Raw genomic sequence first — 14,963 nt, forward strand, 5'->3', positions numbered from 1 at the left:
CGGGAGGAGTCGGTGGAGCTTTATCTGCTGGCGAAGGAGTTCAAAGGTCCTGGAACTTCGTCATTCTAGGGCGGAGCGAAGCGTAGACCCTAGAATCCCGTGTGTTGGTTCTGGCATGGATTCCAGGGTCTGCGCGCGTCGCTTCGCTCCTTGCTCCGCCCTGGAATGACGAAGTCACGCAGGGCGGCGCCGTGAGCTACTTCCCCGCTGTCCCCACCGTTTCCAGCGTCTTCGGCGTGGTCAGGCGACCGTGACCCGAGACGGCGTTGCCGGCGTCCGGCGCCAGCCGCATGAAGGTGATGGATGCCGCCGCCGAAACGGCCGCCACGATGAAGAAGGCGATGTGGAAGTCGCTGAGCGTCAGCGGCCCGCCATGGATGGACGTCGATACTTCGAGGATGCCGCCAGCCAGCGCAACGCCGAGCGCGATCGACAATTGCTGGAAAACCGCCGTGATCGGCGTCGCCTTGCTGGTGTCGGCGGGCGTGATCTCGGCATAGGAGAGCGCATTGACGCCGGTGAAGAACATCGAGCGGATGAAGCCGCCGACCAGAAGTATCGCCAGCATCAGCGCATAAGGCGTCTGCGGCGTGAACAAGCCGTAGATCGCGATCGAGGCGGCCGCGACAAGCGAGCCCCAGATCAGCACCCGACGGAAGCCGGCGAGGCGGAAAAGCAGTGCCGTGACGAACTTCATGCCGATGGCGCCGATCGCCGAGACGAAAGTGATCATGCCCGACTGGAAGGGCGTGAGCCCGAAGCCGATCTGGAACATCAGCGGCAAGAGGAACGGCACTGCGCCGATGCCGATGCGAAACAGCGAGCCGCCGAGCACGGAGGATCGGAACACCTGGTTGCGGAACAGCTCCAGCGCCAAGAGCGGGTTCCTGGCGCGCCGGGCATGGAGGAGATAGAGCACCCCTGAGACCACGCCGACGGCGACAGTGATGAAGCCCGCCATCGGCGGCAGCGCCGGCAGGCTGACGACGGAAAGGCCGAACACGACGCCGGAAGCGGCAAGCCCCGAGAGCACGAAGCCGGGGAAATCGAGCGGCGGCGTCTGGACAGGCTCCGTCTTGGGCAGATAACGCGTGGCGAGCCACATGCCGATCAGGCCGATCGGCACATTGATGAGAAAGATCCAGTGCCAGGTGAAATAGGTGGTGATGAAACCGCCGATCGGTGGGCCGACCAGCGGGCCGACCAGCGCCGGCACGGTCAGCCAGGACATTGCCGCGACGAGCTCGTTCTTCGGCGTGGCGCGCACCAGCACCAGCCGGCCGACCGGCGTCATCATCGCGCCGCCCATGCCTTGCAGGAAGCGCGACACAACGAAAGCCGGCAGCGAATTGGCGAAGGCGCAGGCGACCGAGCCGGCGATGAAGACGCCGATCGCGGCGCGAAACACGTTCTTGGCGCCGAACCGGTCCGCCATCCAGCCGCTGATCGGAATGAAGATCGCCAGCGACACCAGATAGGCGGTCAGCGCCAGCTTCAGCGCGATCGGGCTGGTATGGATGTCGACGGCGATCGCCGGCAGCGACGTCGCGATCACGGTCGAATCCATGTTCTCCATGAAAAGTGCGACCGCCAGGATGAGCGGGATGATGCGGTTCAAGGGAAACGCCCTGATTTGTCTTCGCGATTCTAGGCCCGGCTTGGGGGCGAACCGGTGCGACCGGGCGGTTATCACGCCTCGGCCCGAATGTCGCATTAAATTGCTGTCACTTTTGCGGGATCGCAACCACTGGCAGGGCAAATTTTTCGGCGGAATGTCGTCCTACCGGGCGTATTGTCATACTACCAATCTGTATGGAGTTGGACGACATCGTCTCCATAGCTGACGTCGAACGCAAACTCTCCTTCATCCTGCGTGGAGGCAGTGAAGGACAGAGCTATGTCGTGGTCAGCAATGGGCGGCCTGTGGCGCGGATCGTTCCCGCCGACACGCAGGAACTATTGCTCCACTCGCGCGCAGCGTTGTTGTCGCGGCTCGAGCAACAGCCGGTCGTCGCAGTCGAAAACTGGACACGCGACGATACTTACGAACGCTAGCGATGAAGGCTTTGGTTCGAAACGGGTGCCGTCACCTCGCGCAACGATCGGCTTTTCAACCGCGACAGGACGTGTTACCAGCCAGCGCCAATCCTGAAAGGGAAGATGAGAGTCGGCGCTGGCCAATCGGCCCAGCGCCTTTTCCGCATTCAAAAGGACTGGCCATGGCAAAAATCATCGAAACGTCCACCGGCGCGCTGGCGCTGACCTTCGACGACGTGCTCTTGCAGCCCGGCCATTCCGAAGTCATGCCGGGCGAGACCGACATCCGCACCCGTATTGCAGGCGACATCGATCTCAACGTGCCGATCCTGTCGGCGGCGATGGACACCGTCACCGAGGCGCGGCTGGCGATCGCCATGGCGCAGGCCGGCGGCATCGGCGTCATCCACCGCAATTTCTCGCCGGCCGAGCAGGCCGAGCAGGTCAGGCAGGTGAAGAAATTCGAGTCCGGCATGGTGGTGAACCCGGTCACCATCGGCCCGGACGCCACGCTGGCCGACGCGCTGGCGCTGATGCGCACCTATTCGATTTCGGGCATTCCAGTGGTCGAGAATGGCGGCACCGGCGGCCACACGGTCGGCCGGCTCGTCGGCATCCTCACCAACCGCGACGTGCGCTTCGCTTCCGATCCGGCGCAGAAGGTCTACGAACTGATGACGCGTGAGAACCTGATCACGGTCAAGGAGAATGTCGACCAGGACGAAGCCAAGCGTCTCCTCCACAAACACCGCATCGAGAAGCTGGTGGTGGTCGACAGGAATGGCAATTGCGTGGGCCTGATCACCGTCAAGGACATCGAGAAGTCGCAGCTCAACCCGCATGCCACCAAGGATGCCCAAGGGCGCCTGCGCGCGGCGGCCGCCACAAGTGTCGGCGACGACGGTTTCGAGCGCGCCGAGCGCCTGATCGACGCCGGCGTCGACTTGCTCGTCATCGACACCGCGCACGGCCATTCGCAGCGCGTGCTGGACGCGGTGGCGCGGGCGAAGAAGCTCTCCAATTCCGTGCGCATCCTGGCTGGCAATGTCGCCACCGCCGACGGCACGCAGGCGCTGATCGACGCCGGCGCCGACGCCGTCAAGGTCGGCATCGGCCCGGGCTCGATCTGCACAACCAGAATCGTGGCCGGCGTCGGCGTGCCGCAGCTTTCGGCGATCATGTCGGCGGTGGAGACGGCGCATAAGTCTGGCGTGAGCGTCATTGCCGACGGCGGCATCAAATATTCGGGCGATCTGGCCAAGGCGCTTGCCGCGGGCGCTAGCGCAGCAATGATCGGCTCGCTGCTTGCCGGCACCGACGAGAGCCCGGGCGAGGTCTATCTGCACCAGGGCCGCTCCTTCAAGGCTTACCGCGGCATGGGCTCGGTCGGCGCCATGGCGCGCGGCTCGGCCGATCGCTACTTCCAGGCCGAGGTCCGCGATACGCTGAAACTGGTTCCGGAAGGCATTGAAGGGCAGGTTCCCTACAAAGGACCTGTGGCTGGCGTGCTGCACCAGCTTGCAGGCGGCCTGAAAGCCGCTATGGGTTATGTGGGTGGACGTGACCTTGCAGATTTCCGCGAGCGCGCCACTTTTGTGCGCATATCCAATGCCGGACTTCGTGAAAGCCACGCCCATGACGTCACGATCACCCGCGAAAGCCCCAATTACCCGGGCGGCCTCTAGGAAATCGGTGAAAACCGTTTAAAATCCTCCCGATAGCGCATCAGCTCTGGTTGACGAATTTGTCCTTATCAGCGTGATGTCAGCACAATAGGGCAGGGGGGACTTCATGACCTGGATCACGAAACCGCGGCGTGAGCTCGATACCGCGGCGGTCTGCCGGCGCTACTGCGTCTGCGACACTACTCTCGACCGATGGCTCTCGAATCGATCGCGCGGCTTCCCGGAACCAAACCTGAATGGCCGGCGGCGCTTCTGGCTCGAGAGCGATCTCGACGCCTACGACGCAGCAGGGCTCGGCAAACCATTGATTTAATTCGGTCGAAAACTCGACCAGGGTTTCCCCCGGGATCGGGGGAAACGCCCCGAGAAGGGCACGCATATTGTGCGTACCCTTGGAGGCGAACCCTTCGCCGAAAAAATCCTTCACCGGTACTTTCGCGGTACCGGTGACGACTGACCCCATGGCGCCCGGTAAATTCGTACCGACTGTGAGGGCGCGCCGTTAGCTCATTGCGATCGCCGGTTTCGGCGAGCGCAAGATTGTGCGCCTAATCCTCTTCTGGATATTTGAGGGCTCGACGTTCAGCTTTTGCCGCGGCCCGGTTATCAGCCAATAGCTTCGAAATGGACAGCTTCGCCGAAGCCAGAGCAATCCGCCCACGTTCCTCCACTGACGGCTCAGGCTCTCGCGTGCTTGGCTTTGGTGGAATGATGCCTGCGCGCAAGAACTCTCGCATCGCGCCGGCGGTCACCCAATCCCTTCGGCCAGCCCGTGCCATGGCAAGAGCGCCACGATCCCGCGCCGCCCGCAGGGAGCCGGGACCCATCATGCCGCGGAAGAAGAGTTGGCAGGCCTCAGGAAGGGTCAGGGCGAAGTCGTCTGGCATCTCGTCGAGCGGAGGCAGGCTGTTCAGATCCCGCGACTTGATCACCATGATTGGCGCTCAGCGCTTCGGCAAGATAGCGACGACCGCCGGAGACGGCGACGGGCTGAACTCGCGCCGACCGGTAAACATGCCGCCGACTTCCCGCGCCGCCTGCTCAAGCAGCTTCAGCAGCAGATACCCGTCGCCCCGCTCTTCGGCTTTGTCGGCCATGCGCTGGAGCGCGCGTAGCCGGACCGTGCGGTGGCTGACTGCGATGGATGTTAAGTCGCGGATGAACGTCTCGCGGGTTTTTTCGAAGAGCGTCCGCCATTTCGGCGCCAGGTTCCGGCCGGCGTGCTTGGTCGGATCGAAAAACTCAATGCTCTGGCGGGCGATCACAATCCCGAATTCTTGCTTGACCGCCTCGGCGACGTCCGACGGCGACTCGAAGCGCGCGAGCCGTTGCACCACAAGGGCTTTCGCCCCTTCCGGGAGCTTTGCTTTCGCCATGGGTCTTTGCCATTTCGTCAGGTAAGGTCAGGCAAATATGCCATGCGAAGCGGGTAAAAGTCTTCCCCCTGCTGCAATCTAAGCAGGGGATGCGCAATTCTGCGCGGGGCCCTAACCCTTGCTGCCGGGCTTCCGCCTGCGTTGGTCTTCTGCGGCTTTGAGCTTCGCCAGAGCGCGCTTGTATGCACCGCTTGGGCTAACTGGCGCCGTCGGATGGTCCCTCTGTTTTGAAGATCCCCGCCATCTGAACAATTCATCGATCTGCCGCGGTGAGATCAGCACCTTTTTGTCGACATGGTAGCAGAGGCCGGCCTTGAGAGCTTTGGCGCGCAACGATCTGGCGCTCATGCGAAGGCCGCGCGCCGCGAAGCGCCCGGCCCAATATTCCGGCGGCTCGGCCGAGGCGAGCACGTCGGGCTGAAGGATGCCTGTGGCGACGCGAGCCGCCGCCTCTGGCCCCAAAGCTGCGAGCAGCTTGCCGAGGCTCGCCTCGATCATCTCAAGGGCGCTGGCGGCGGCCGCAGCCGCTTCGTCATCCATGTTTCCGCCGCATCAGGTGCACCGGCCTTCGAAAAATGCCAACGACGCCGCGAGGAGGCTCTTCACAATTGGCTCGCCGTTGTTCTCGCGCAGAACCTGGAGGGCCATGCGCAGCGCGGCCGTGGCGCCCTCAAGCGACGTCGCTGGCGCTGTCCATGCCACCAGGATGGCATCAGGATCGCCGCACAGGCGCTGGAACGCCTCGTCGTCCCCCTCCTCGTCGAGATCGTCGGGCAGATCGTCGTACGCCTCGCCAGCGAAGCGATAGAGGTTGATGGCGGCGAGCAGCGGGTCATTCGGCTCGGCGCCGGGCAACGGTCTTGTCGCAGCGGCGGCCATCATGCGCACTCCAGCTCGCGCCGCACAGCAGCGCCGTCCTTGAATGGCGGCCGAGGAAAGCGGACCGGGATGACAATGGGCTCGGGGTCGGTGTTGTCTTCGCCGCGGGCCAGGAAGGCCGCGACGACTGGGTCGCGGGCAATTTTAGAGAGTGCTATAGGAAGGCAAGCCATGGTCGAAATCTCCTTTCGATTGTGGTCCAGGGCTGGATTGAGGCGGCAACCTCTTTCCGGCCCGACTATTAAATGATAGGAATTAAACCATGAGCTCGTCAACAATAAATCCTATCAAAAAATCCAGAGGCAGACCTGCGGTTGATTCCGATCAGGTGAATATCCGCCTTGTTCGCAGCGACTTGGATGCGATCGATGCGTTCGCTGCCGAGCAAGCAGACTCGCCGACAAGGCCTGAGGCAATCCGCCGGATCATGAGAAACTGGCTGCAGGCGCACAACTACCTCTCCAAATAGCATGCCTGCGCTGTAACCATTTTGGTTGCATCGGTGCCGATCTGGTACGGGCTTGCGCTGTTATTTCAAGTGCGCAAGTATTCACCCGGGCAATGACTAGGGAGGTGGGGATGCTCCGGGTCCTGGCGATTGGCGCGCTCTTTGGCGCCGCCGGCGCGGCACATGCGCAGACCTTCGAGGCCATCAACAATTGCCGGCAGCTCGTCGACGGAGCCGATCGAGTGGCATGCTATGACGCGCTGAAGCCGGAGCCGGCCGCGGCAACGGTGGTGGCTGCTGACGCGAAGGCTCGCGAAGAGCGACAGTGTCACCACATCCCGATAGCGCTTGCCGGCGGCAACTGCCAAGAAGGCGACATCATGAAGATCGACGACATGAACGCCGACGATGTCGCCGACATGGTGCAGTCCTTCTGCGATTTCAACGCGCAGATCCTGACGCTCCCGGCTTCCTCGATATCGAGCCAATTGGCGGGGAAGCCGCAGTTCGTGTTGCTCTGCAAATATCATGCGAGACCGCTCGCACCGAGCAAGTGACCTCGAAAATGGGTTGGCCTGGCTCGGCTCGAGACCCCATCAGCCATAGCGGTCGGCGAGATCGTGGTCGCCTACGTCGGAGAGAACGAAAGTGCTGGACCAGCCTCATTCGATCGCGGACACCACACCACACATCAGCAGCGGGCAGAAGATCGAGCTAACGGGGGAAGTCACCAGGGTAGATGGGGACAGCGTGACGGTCGGCGGCAAGGACCTCGGGATCACGGTCAAACTCCATGCCGTGCGGCTCGTGACGAGCCATATGAGCCCGAAGCGGACGAAGGCCTCGAAATGAGGTGGGGGGCAAGGGTCCTGGCCTCGCCGGCTTCGCGATCGTCCACGCCTTCGCCGATTGAATATTAGCAACTCCTTGTATTCTACTCCCACCACTTCCAAGGTCTCGTCCGGGTGTCCTGGAACTAGCTCCTCGGAAATGCTGCCGTAGGCACGGTGATCGAGCCGTCGGTGTCGTAACGGCAGACGCCCTTGGTGATGCGGATCTCATCGAGCCAGCCATTGTAGATCGCACTGCCAAAGGCGCGGCCTATTTCGAGAGGGTCGACGGTAGAGTTGAACATGGCGCTGTTGGCCGGCGTGGAACTATCAGCCAAAGCCCCATTGCGCCAAAGCCTGAGCTTGCCGCTTGCATTCTTGCTGATGGCGATGAAACTCCAAGCGTCGATGCTTATCGCCGGACTTGCACCGGCACCAAGATCTTGAAAATTACTGCCGTCGGAGGTCCAATGAAACGCGGGCTTTAGGAGATTTTGGTCGATATACCAAACCCAATGGGTATTCACCTGCCCCATAACGCGTTCGATCGTACTTCCGTCATCATGTGGCCTCATCCAAAATTCGATCGTGAACTGATCGGAATTGGCTGCTGAGAGCCGCCAGTCGCTGCTGTTTGGGATCGATAGATAGTCGCCTGACCCGTCGAACAGGCAAGATGACGTACTGCCGACCGCAGCCTGTGCCGTATCGATCTGCGCATTGCCGTTGAAGGTTATCGGAGAATGGGCAGAAGGGCTTTGGTCGGTGGTCGTCGTTGCGCCGTCCGACCCCTCAAAGCCGAGCAGCAGCACGACATTGGCGAAGTATGGATCGGTGACCGGCGTCTTGCCGATCGGATAGAACCCGGTCGGAACCGAATAGGCGAATTTCGAGGCGATGAACTTGAACGTTGCCACCGTCGACGCGCTGTAGAGCGCGATGAAGGGGTAATAGGGACCGTCTCCGGTCAGCGTGCCTTGCTGGCCTGATCCGCCGACAACGGGCGTCGAGCCGAGCCATGTTCCATTCTTGGCGAACCAGATGCGGCCGGTGTCATGATCGCGCGCGATGCCGATGCGGTCGCCGCGCCCGAAGGTGGCAAAGCCGGACGTCTCCGATCCATCGTTGCGGACGACGCCGCTCGACCAGTAGGCCAGCGCGCCCGCCGTGTCGCCGGGGATTCCGTTCAGCGGCAGATCGCCATTGGTGACGCCGACCGCCAGCGTTGCGTTCTTCGGCGTCGAGTTCTGGACGAGGATTTCCCAATAATCGTAGCCGACCAGTTCCGCCGCCACATAGGCATTGCCCCAGGTTCCGGGATCGGCCGCCGTGCGGATCACGGTCTGTTTGGCATCGGTGACTTCAATGCGCGTCGCCTCGACGAAATCAGGGTCGATGCCGGGTTCGGGATTGCCGGTGTCCGGGTCGGTCGGCGTATCCTCGGGCGGCGTCGGATCGCCGGACGGCGGCGGGTCCGGCTCTTCTACTGGCGGAACATAGGGTGGCGCGGCAGCGGCAATGACGCGGCGCGCGGCGCCAAGGCGAAGGCCAAGCGACAGACAGGGCATATCTTAAAATCCTTTCAGCAAGGCCAGCGCCAGCACGACGGCGCAGGAGGCTATGAGGGCCAGAACTGACATCCTATCGACCATTGATGCCTCGTAGGGCTTCGCGAATCGCGAGCACGGCCTGACGCTTCAATTCGGCGGCGCTGTCCTTGGTGACTTGGGCGCCAGCCTGGAGGTAGATCGGCATGGAGAGCGTGCCGATCAGCGGCCGATCATTGGCGGCGTTGGAATTGGCCGCCGCCGGCTGGGAGCGCGCGTCGGTGAACTGATCCGGCCTTGCGATGATGAGCTTCTCGTTCGGGTTCTTGAAGAACTCGACCTTCTGGGTGTCGCCGGCATCGCCGCCGATCATGCCGCCAGAGGCAAAGCCGTATTTTGCCTGCGTGGCCTTGAGCGCGATCTGGAACGGAGACGAGCTGTTGCCGAGGCCATAACCGATCGGCTGGCCCGCAACGACGCCCGCCGCCTGAAAATTCGACTGATACTGCTTGAAGATCTGCATGAAGTAGGCGTCGCGCTCGGAGCGATCGGTCGTGCCGTTACTCGAAGACGAGCCGCCAGAAGAAGACGAGCCGCTGAACACCGAAGCGCTGCTTGCCGTGGCCGTCCTGATGTCGTCGAGGATTTGCGTGGTCTTGCGCGTATTCGCCTCGATGTTCATCTGGACCGTCCACATGCGGTCCTGGTCCTGGGTCGGCTGGGTGCCGGTGAAGGCCGATTGCGGGCTGGCGAGGGCCTGCATCTGGCCCGGTGTGAAGATGCCGACCGTTTCATCGGGGCTCTTGAAGAACGACACCTGCTGCGTATCGCCGGGATGGATCATGCCGCCCGTGGCGAAGCGCCAGACGTTGACCGTCGATGTGCCGGGCGAGCCCGATCCGCCCTGGCTTCCATAGCCGCTGGAGGGCACCTCATTGGCGGTGATCGAGGGGCCGGAGGTCGAGCCATCGCCGCCATAGCGCGTCACGCCGACCGAACTGGTGCCGCCATTGCTGTTCGGCACATCGTAGAGGGACTGCGTGCCGGAGCCGACCTGGCGCGTCACGACGGTGATCGTCACCGTCTTGTTGCGAATTGCCTGAATCGCGGCGTTGAGCTGCTTCGCGCCGGCCGCGTCTTGATCCAGCTGCATGCGGGTGCGGACAAGCGAATCGACGAATTTGTTCACCGCATCGACGCCGAAACCGTCGCGGATGAGGCTCTGGCGAATCATGTCCAGACCTTCGAAAACGGTCCGCGTCGTGGCGCTGCCCGAGTGCATCGCATCGAAAAGGCGGTTGACGGTGTCGACCGACCGCTGCAGCTCGGAATTGGCGTTGGCGATGCCGCTGACGTCGTTGAAGAACAGCTTGACGTTGTCACCGCTGGCGGCCGACGCAATGGCCTGCTTCAGCGCGTCCGCCTCCTGGGTGGTGGTGCGCAGCTGGTTGTCGAGATCAACGAAGCTGCTCAGCTGGTTGCGGCGCGCTTCCTGGATGGCCTGGTCGACCTGCTGAAAGGCACCAAGCGTGGCTTGTACGGATCCCGCCAGTTGCGCCCCGAAGGCATTCTGAGAGCGCGTGACGCCGAAGCGATCTCCACCGTTGATATCGCCGAACAGCTTGGCGATGGTGGCATCGGCGCCGCCGGCCGAAGCCTTGACGCCATCGAAGCCGCTGGCGAGCTCGAAGAGCGTCTGCGTCGCCCGCTTGTTGTGATCAACTATGCCCGCGAAGTCGTTCTTGACGTTCAAGGCATCCTGGAGCTTCGCCGCCGCCGTCGCGTCATCCTGCAGCGACTTGGCCAGGTCGTGCACGTTCTCGTTCAATGCGGGATCGAGGCGCATGCGGCCGAGCGCGGCCTGGACCTTGTCGGCGGCGTCGACGGCACCGGATTTCGCAATGTCGGCGAGATCGCCAAACGCCTTCTGGCCGGAGCTGCCGACGAGGCCCCATTCCTGCGACAGCATCTGCATCCGTGTCGAGAGCGAGCCAAGCAGGTCGTCGAGAGTCCGGGTGTTTTCTTTGATCTTATCGTTGATGTCGGCAGCGGCGACCGACTGCGGCAGCCTGGAGGCGACCTCCTCATATTGCTTCGCCGCCTTCGCCGCCTCGGGATAAGCGGCGGCGATCTCGTCGATGAGGGCCTTGTGCTCGGTCAGCACCTGGTCGACGCTCTGGATCGAGTTGCGCGTGGCGAGGACGTAGGCCGTGAGCCCTGCGACGGCGGCAACGCCGGCCGTAGCGATCATACCAGTGCCGGTGCCGAGAAAGGCGCCGAAGGCCGCGCGAGCCTTCGAGGTGGCAGCGATCAAACCTTCTTCGCCGGCGAGCGCGTATGAGAGGTGGTTTGCCTGCTGGGCGAGGATCTGCATCGCCGGCACGCCGAGCACCAAGCCCTCGGCCGCCGATCGGCCGGCATGGGCCAGCGACATCATCTGGGTCGCGCCCAGCCGTGACGCGCTCGCCGCGTGCTCCGTGGCGGATGCGACTTTCCCGGCCGCTCCGGCCTGGGCGTTGAGCGCGCCGACGGCGCCCTGCGTCAGCGTGGCCTTCTGTTTTTCGAGCTCCACGCCGATGCGGTTCGCATCGTTCACCTGCAACAGCGCCGTTTCGTATTGCTGCGACTGCGCGCCGATGATGGAGAAATTGGCCTTGGTCTCCATCTGGGCGAGGTTGAGGCTGTCCAGCGCCGCGGCGGCGCCTTTCGTCGCCGCGGTCACTTTCTCGAGGCTGGCGGCCGCAGGAGACGCCGCTCCGACCATCTTGGAAAGCAGCGCGTTGGTCTGCTCGATCAGCCCGGCGATCTTCGCCAGCCCCGCCGACATGCCGGCGCCGGAGAGCTTCGCCGACACCGCCGCGTCGAAGGCATCCGCCTGCTGCCGCGCCTTGCCGAGCGCGGCCTCAAAGGCGGCTGCGTTCGCGGAAATCGTGATGACGACGTCGCCGGCGGCCTCCATGGGTTTAGGCTCCCTTGAATGGCCGGCCGCCGTTGCAGAGAGCGGCGACATAATCGCTGAGCTTGCCGGATAGCTCGACCAGGTTCGATGCGGCGACGGCCTCGGCCGTGCTTCTCGCTTCCGCGCCCTTCAGCCCGGCGCCGGCGTTGATCACCATCGCCATGGCTTTGACACTGAGGCGGGAAATGGCCGCCATCGCCGGCGCAAGCCCATCGGCAGCGTCCGAAATTGCGAGCGCGGCCTCTCCCGTCGGAACGAGGGTTACAGTCTTGCCGGCGAGGTCGATCTCGACGGGTTTGGCGTCATCCATGGGAATGTCCTTTTTTTGGTGGGTGTGAGAGCGCTGAGCGGCGGCTCGCCCGCCGCCCAGCTTTTTGTTTCCCTCGAAGGAGGGCCTTGAGGTGACGGTCGGCACCGCAAGCCCGAGCGGCCGCGCCCTGGAAAAAGGCCGCCGCATCTCGGTGATTTTCCGGTCTCCGCCGAGTGGACCGCCAGGCCTTGCATCCTGGGTGCGCGCATTGCGGAAGCGTGCCAACCGCGCTGCGCGATGGAGAGGCCAGGACACTCAAGATCGGGAGCGTCCCGGCCATGATGATCATTCGTATCCGTGCGCCCTCACCAACTCACATCGGCCGGTGTAGAGCGATGGCTGTTCGCGAAGCACGCGATCGTAGGCCTTCGCGAAGGTCTCGTCCGGCCGCTGCTGCTTGCGGACCAGATCCTCGAGCTGGTCATCCATTTTCCGGATGCTGTCGAAGGCCTTGCTGATCCTGGTTTCCACCGGTGCCCGCCGCTCGGCCTTGACGACATGGTCCTTGCCGGCCTCGCCATATCGCGACCATTCGTCGGGATGCTCATTCGTGGCCTTCATGATCGCGGCCAGACGGGTTGAATTGTCACGCTTCTGGATACGGTCCACGCATGCCTCGAAGTCGCCTTGGGCCTTGGTGAAGGCGTCGACCGGAGGCTCGTCGGCGCGCTTCATGATCACCGCATTCGCACCTTCCTGGGCCGGACGATCGACGGCGGCGATCTTGTCGACCGTGAGCTCCTGCAGGATGCGGCGGCGCTTCAAGGCCGTGTTGAAATCCATGGCGGTCATCTCGTTCGTTCCCCCTTACTTCGGTCGTTCGTTCATCTGGGCGAAGGTGATCGCGCGGACTTCACGGGCGTTGATTGCCTTCTCTGCCTGCCCATCGCAGAACGACGAGATCCGCGGGTCGATGTTGGCCACATGGGCGAGGAGCCAGAAGCCGGCCGACCAGGGCGAGCCGCCAGCCGCGATGTAGGCGCTCACCGCGGTGGAGAGCGTCCCGAACGCGCTGTCGATTGCGGCTTTTTCCGATTCGAGTGCCATGGTGCGCCTCCTATGCCGCCGCGGCGGGGGTGTTCGTGGCAGCGCCGAGCACGGCCACGTCATGCCGAGCGAGCGTCGACCTGGCCGTTCCTGTGCCGGCCGCTCCGTCGAAGGAAGCGAAGCCGTGGAGACCGGCGGCGGCCATGGCACGATTTATCGTGAGCCGGCCGGCCAACTGGTTCGAGACTTCTGGCCGTACCGCTCCGGTTTTGACGAGTGCTGTCCGCAGGGCGTCGCGTCGACCAAGGGCAACGGCGGCTTCGGCGAGGGCCGCATCGATCGTTTCCGCCTCGGCGATGATCTGGCTCGCGATTTCACGGGCCGCGGCTGTGCGGCGGGCTATATCGTGTTCGGCGACGCGGTCCTCGGCCGCTTGCACATTCTTCCGTGCCTCGGCGATCGCGGCGGCGAGTGAGGCCATCTCCGATCCGTGCGTGCTCACCTCGACATTGATCGCGTCGAGCCTCGCCTTGGCTGCAGCGTCGCCGGTATGCGCCGCAAGGGCGACGCGAGCCCGCTCAGCTGCCAGATTTTCGGAATGCCGGTTGGCGGCTTCCTGCTTGGCTGCGATCGCTTCGACGACACGCTTGGCCGCGTCCAGTGCTGCAGAAGCCTCGCTGACGGCCTCTGCTGTCACTGGTGTTGGTGAGGCCTTGCCTCGTTTCAAAATGCTCAATTTGAGCTCCTTCTTCCGGACGGGCCGTCATCTCGACGGGCCTATGATGTGTCGTGATTAGGCGGCGCGGGCCTCCGAGTGAAGGCATCGGGACAGAAGCGAGCGGATCTCGCGGCGGTGCTCGGGCTCGACATCGCCGCGACGCAAACGACGAGCGAGAATATCGACCTGGCGGGCATCGTCTTCGATTTCCGCGAGGAATTCGATGATCTCATGATGCTGGGCGATAAAGGAATGCAAAGTCCCGCGCGCTACCTGGAGCTCTAGCGCGGCCTCGACGCGATTGCCGCCGGTGCGTTCCAGCACGGTCTTCACCTTGTCGATGGTCAGTATCCGTCTCACCAATGATTCTCCTTTCGCTTCGCACATTCGAGCACCATTATTCGCAGGTGTACAATACAAGAAATGTCATCCGCGGAGCTTTTTTCACGTGAAACAAAGTAACGTAACCAAAACGGTTACGTCGCGCGACAGTATATGTAACCTTTTTGGTTATGTGGGACTTAGGGAGGGCTCGATCTTCTCGCTCACCGCGCTCTCCCGCCGCTTCTGAGTCGCGACGAGGATTTCGAGTTCTTCGTCCGTCAAATGACTGATGTCTGGCTTTTGACGCGTGAAAATCGCTTCGCCGTCCTTGCCGGTGTTCTCGACGCGGCGGACGTAGCCGCGGTCCTTGCCTTTGAGCTCCAGAAACCAGCGTACAGGCGGACGTTCCACCTGTTCGGGAAGTCATGCGTTACCGCCGTCATCTAGGAGCAGTATAGTTGTGTGCTTCCCCGCTCGGACCAGCGCCAAGTGGACGTGGAAGAGGGTGATCTCGATGTCCCTGACATCCGCAGCGCCAGACAAATAGGCTCGAATGCTCTGCAACACGGCTTCGACTGCATCGTCAATTTGGTCGGTATCCCAGCCCTCAGAAATCGCACGTGTAGCGATCTGCGTCCCGAAGTGATCGCCGAGGCCTTTCATCGCTGCGACGCAGGCCTGGGTGTCTAGTCCGTGCAGCCTCAACTTCCGGTCTCCGGCGCTCTCGTTGCGTTTCATATGTACGACCTCCGCAGAGCCGGACGCTCGGGCCGTTCCGAGCGCTCACCCTTCGATGCAGCATGTTGTGCGCAGAACGTGGCGTAGATTGCAGCGACGCGCGCTCTCGCCTCTGGTGAGCGTGT

20 protein-coding genes are annotated in these 14,963 nt (G+C 63.0%); 6 read left to right on the forward strand and 14 right to left on the reverse strand.

The window, feature by feature from the left end; translation table 11 throughout:
* Positions 1-196: 196 nt before the first annotated feature.
* Complete coding sequence (locus tag FJ417_RS24575) at positions 197-1,618, reverse strand: MFS transporter (RefSeq protein ID WP_140659748.1); 1,422 nt, start codon at positions 1,616-1,618, stop codon at positions 197-199.
* Between the two features lie 200 nt (positions 1,619-1,818).
* Between FJ417_RS24575 and FJ417_RS24580 the strand changes: the two genes are divergently transcribed.
* From FJ417_RS24580 to FJ417_RS24590, 3 genes are all read left to right on the forward strand, one after another.
* A complete protein-coding gene (locus FJ417_RS24580; RefSeq protein ID WP_140785205.1) occupies positions 1,819-2,055 on the forward strand; it encodes a type II toxin-antitoxin system prevent-host-death family antitoxin in 237 nt (78 codons plus the stop codon).
* 164 nt (positions 2,056-2,219) lie between these two features.
* Positions 2,220-3,722, forward strand: coding sequence for an IMP dehydrogenase (gene guaB / locus FJ417_RS24585; RefSeq protein WP_140659747.1), 1,503 nt, complete (start codon positions 2,220-2,222; stop codon positions 3,720-3,722).
* Between the two features lie 106 nt (positions 3,723-3,828).
* On the forward strand, positions 3,829-4,035 hold the full coding sequence (locus tag FJ417_RS24590) for a transcriptional regulator (RefSeq protein ID WP_140785206.1): 207 nt from the start codon (positions 3,829-3,831) through the stop codon (positions 4,033-4,035).
* 235 nt (positions 4,036-4,270) lie between these two features.
* Here the strand turns inward: FJ417_RS24590 and FJ417_RS24595 are convergent, their stop codons facing one another.
* The 4 genes from FJ417_RS24595 to FJ417_RS24610 form a co-directional block, all read right to left on the reverse strand.
* Positions 4,271-4,657: a hypothetical protein gene (locus tag FJ417_RS24595; protein WP_140785207.1), complete on the reverse strand. Its 387-nt coding sequence runs from the start codon at positions 4,655-4,657 to the stop codon at positions 4,271-4,273.
* 9 nt (positions 4,658-4,666) lie between these two features.
* Complete coding sequence (locus tag FJ417_RS24600; protein WP_140785208.1) at positions 4,667-5,098, reverse strand: DUF2280 domain-containing protein; 432 nt, start codon at positions 5,096-5,098, stop codon at positions 4,667-4,669.
* 111 nt (positions 5,099-5,209) lie between these two features.
* The gene (locus tag FJ417_RS24605; RefSeq protein ID WP_140785209.1) at positions 5,210-5,638 is read right to left on the reverse strand and encodes a hypothetical protein; all 429 of its coding nucleotides are present in this window, start codon (positions 5,636-5,638) and stop codon (positions 5,210-5,212) included.
* 12 nt (positions 5,639-5,650) lie between these two features.
* Positions 5,651-5,980, reverse strand: coding sequence for a hypothetical protein (locus FJ417_RS24610; RefSeq protein ID WP_140785210.1), 330 nt, complete (start codon positions 5,978-5,980; stop codon positions 5,651-5,653).
* A gap of 259 nt (positions 5,981-6,239) precedes the next feature.
* On the opposite strand from FJ417_RS24610, the gene FJ417_RS24615 reads away from it, so the two are divergent.
* The 3 genes from FJ417_RS24615 (at position 6,240) to FJ417_RS24625 (ending at position 7,277) form a co-directional block, all read left to right on the forward strand.
* Positions 6,240-6,446, forward strand: coding sequence for a CopG family transcriptional regulator (locus FJ417_RS24615; protein WP_140785211.1), 207 nt, complete (start codon positions 6,240-6,242; stop codon positions 6,444-6,446).
* 110 nt (positions 6,447-6,556) lie between these two features.
* Positions 6,557-6,982, forward strand: a complete 426-nt coding sequence (locus FJ417_RS24620) for a hypothetical protein (RefSeq protein WP_140785212.1) — start codon at positions 6,557-6,559, stop codon at positions 6,980-6,982.
* A gap of 91 nt (positions 6,983-7,073) precedes the next feature.
* Complete coding sequence (locus FJ417_RS24625) at positions 7,074-7,277, forward strand: hypothetical protein (RefSeq protein ID WP_246687533.1); 204 nt, start codon at positions 7,074-7,076, stop codon at positions 7,275-7,277.
* 124 nt (positions 7,278-7,401) lie between these two features.
* Here the strand turns inward: FJ417_RS24625 and FJ417_RS24630 are convergent, their stop codons facing one another.
* The 9 genes from FJ417_RS24630 to FJ417_RS24670 form a co-directional block, all read right to left on the reverse strand.
* A complete protein-coding gene (locus FJ417_RS24630; protein WP_140785213.1) occupies positions 7,402-8,823 on the reverse strand; it encodes a LamG-like jellyroll fold domain-containing protein in 1,422 nt (473 codons plus the stop codon).
* Positions 8,824-8,896: 73 nt separating this feature from the next.
* On the reverse strand, positions 8,897-11,761 hold the full coding sequence (locus FJ417_RS24635; protein WP_140785214.1) for a hypothetical protein: 2,865 nt from the start codon (positions 11,759-11,761) through the stop codon (positions 8,897-8,899).
* 4 nt (positions 11,762-11,765) lie between these two features.
* Positions 11,766-12,071, reverse strand: a complete 306-nt coding sequence (locus FJ417_RS24640; protein WP_140785215.1) for a hypothetical protein — start codon at positions 12,069-12,071, stop codon at positions 11,766-11,768.
* 285 nt (positions 12,072-12,356) lie between these two features.
* Positions 12,357-12,863, reverse strand: coding sequence for a hypothetical protein (locus FJ417_RS24645; RefSeq protein ID WP_140785216.1), 507 nt, complete (start codon positions 12,861-12,863; stop codon positions 12,357-12,359).
* Positions 12,864-12,878: 15 nt separating this feature from the next.
* Positions 12,879-13,118 (reverse strand): hypothetical protein, encoded by a 240-nt coding sequence (locus tag FJ417_RS24650; RefSeq protein WP_140785217.1) that lies wholly within the window; start codon positions 13,116-13,118, stop codon positions 12,879-12,881.
* A gap of 10 nt (positions 13,119-13,128) precedes the next feature.
* Positions 13,129-13,794, reverse strand: coding sequence for a hypothetical protein (locus tag FJ417_RS24655; protein ID WP_140785218.1), 666 nt, complete (start codon positions 13,792-13,794; stop codon positions 13,129-13,131).
* A gap of 57 nt (positions 13,795-13,851) precedes the next feature.
* Positions 13,852-14,163, reverse strand: a complete 312-nt coding sequence (locus FJ417_RS24660; RefSeq protein WP_140785219.1) for a helix-turn-helix domain-containing protein — start codon at positions 14,161-14,163, stop codon at positions 13,852-13,854.
* Positions 14,164-14,286: 123 nt separating this feature from the next.
* Complete coding sequence (locus tag FJ417_RS24665; protein ID WP_140785220.1) at positions 14,287-14,511, reverse strand: hypothetical protein; 225 nt, start codon at positions 14,509-14,511, stop codon at positions 14,287-14,289.
* 12 nt (positions 14,512-14,523) lie between these two features.
* Positions 14,524-14,838 carry a hypothetical protein gene (locus FJ417_RS24670; RefSeq protein WP_140785221.1) on the reverse strand — a complete coding sequence of 105 codons (315 nt, stop codon included), beginning with the start codon at positions 14,836-14,838 and terminating at the stop codon, positions 14,524-14,526.
* Positions 14,839-14,963: the final 125 nt, after the last annotated feature.

The sequence above is a fragment of the Mesorhizobium sp. B3-1-7 genome (assembly GCF_006439385.1).
GTDB lineage: Bacteria > Pseudomonadota > Alphaproteobacteria > Rhizobiales > Rhizobiaceae > Mesorhizobium.

Coding starts and splice junctions, on each gene's coding strand:
- guaB (WP_140659747.1), top strand. CDS start 2,220: ATGGCAAAAATCATCGAAACGTCCACCGGCGCGCTGGCGCTGACCTTC.
- FJ417_RS24590 (WP_140785206.1), top strand. CDS start 3,829: ATGACCTGGATCACGAAACCGCGGCGTGAGCTCGATACCGCGGCGGTC.
- FJ417_RS24595 (WP_140785207.1), bottom strand. CDS start 4,657: ATGGTGATCAAGTCGCGGGATCTGAACAGCCTGCCTCCGCTCGACGAG.
- FJ417_RS24600 (WP_140785208.1), bottom strand. CDS start 5,098: ATGGCGAAAGCAAAGCTCCCGGAAGGGGCGAAAGCCCTTGTGGTGCAA.
- FJ417_RS24605 (WP_140785209.1), bottom strand. CDS start 5,638: ATGGATGACGAAGCGGCTGCGGCCGCCGCCAGCGCCCTTGAGATGATC.
- FJ417_RS24610 (WP_140785210.1), bottom strand. CDS start 5,980: ATGATGGCCGCCGCTGCGACAAGACCGTTGCCCGGCGCCGAGCCGAAT.
- FJ417_RS24615 (WP_140785211.1), top strand. CDS start 6,240: ATGAGCTCGTCAACAATAAATCCTATCAAAAAATCCAGAGGCAGACCT.
- FJ417_RS24620 (WP_140785212.1), top strand. CDS start 6,557: ATGCTCCGGGTCCTGGCGATTGGCGCGCTCTTTGGCGCCGCCGGCGCG.
- FJ417_RS24630 (WP_140785213.1), bottom strand. CDS start 8,823: ATGCCCTGTCTGTCGCTTGGCCTTCGCCTTGGCGCCGCGCGCCGCGTC.
- FJ417_RS24635 (WP_140785214.1), bottom strand. CDS start 11,761: ATGGAGGCCGCCGGCGACGTCGTCATCACGATTTCCGCGAACGCAGCC.
- FJ417_RS24640 (WP_140785215.1), bottom strand. CDS start 12,071: ATGGATGACGCCAAACCCGTCGAGATCGACCTCGCCGGCAAGACTGTA.
- FJ417_RS24645 (WP_140785216.1), bottom strand. CDS start 12,863: ATGACCGCCATGGATTTCAACACGGCCTTGAAGCGCCGCCGCATCCTG.
- FJ417_RS24650 (WP_140785217.1), bottom strand. CDS start 13,118: ATGGCACTCGAATCGGAAAAAGCCGCAATCGACAGCGCGTTCGGGACG.
- FJ417_RS24660 (WP_140785219.1), bottom strand. CDS start 14,163: ATGTGCGAAGCGAAAGGAGAATCATTGGTGAGACGGATACTGACCATC.
- FJ417_RS24670 (WP_140785221.1), bottom strand. CDS start 14,838: ATGAAACGCAACGAGAGCGCCGGAGACCGGAAGTTGAGGCTGCACGGA.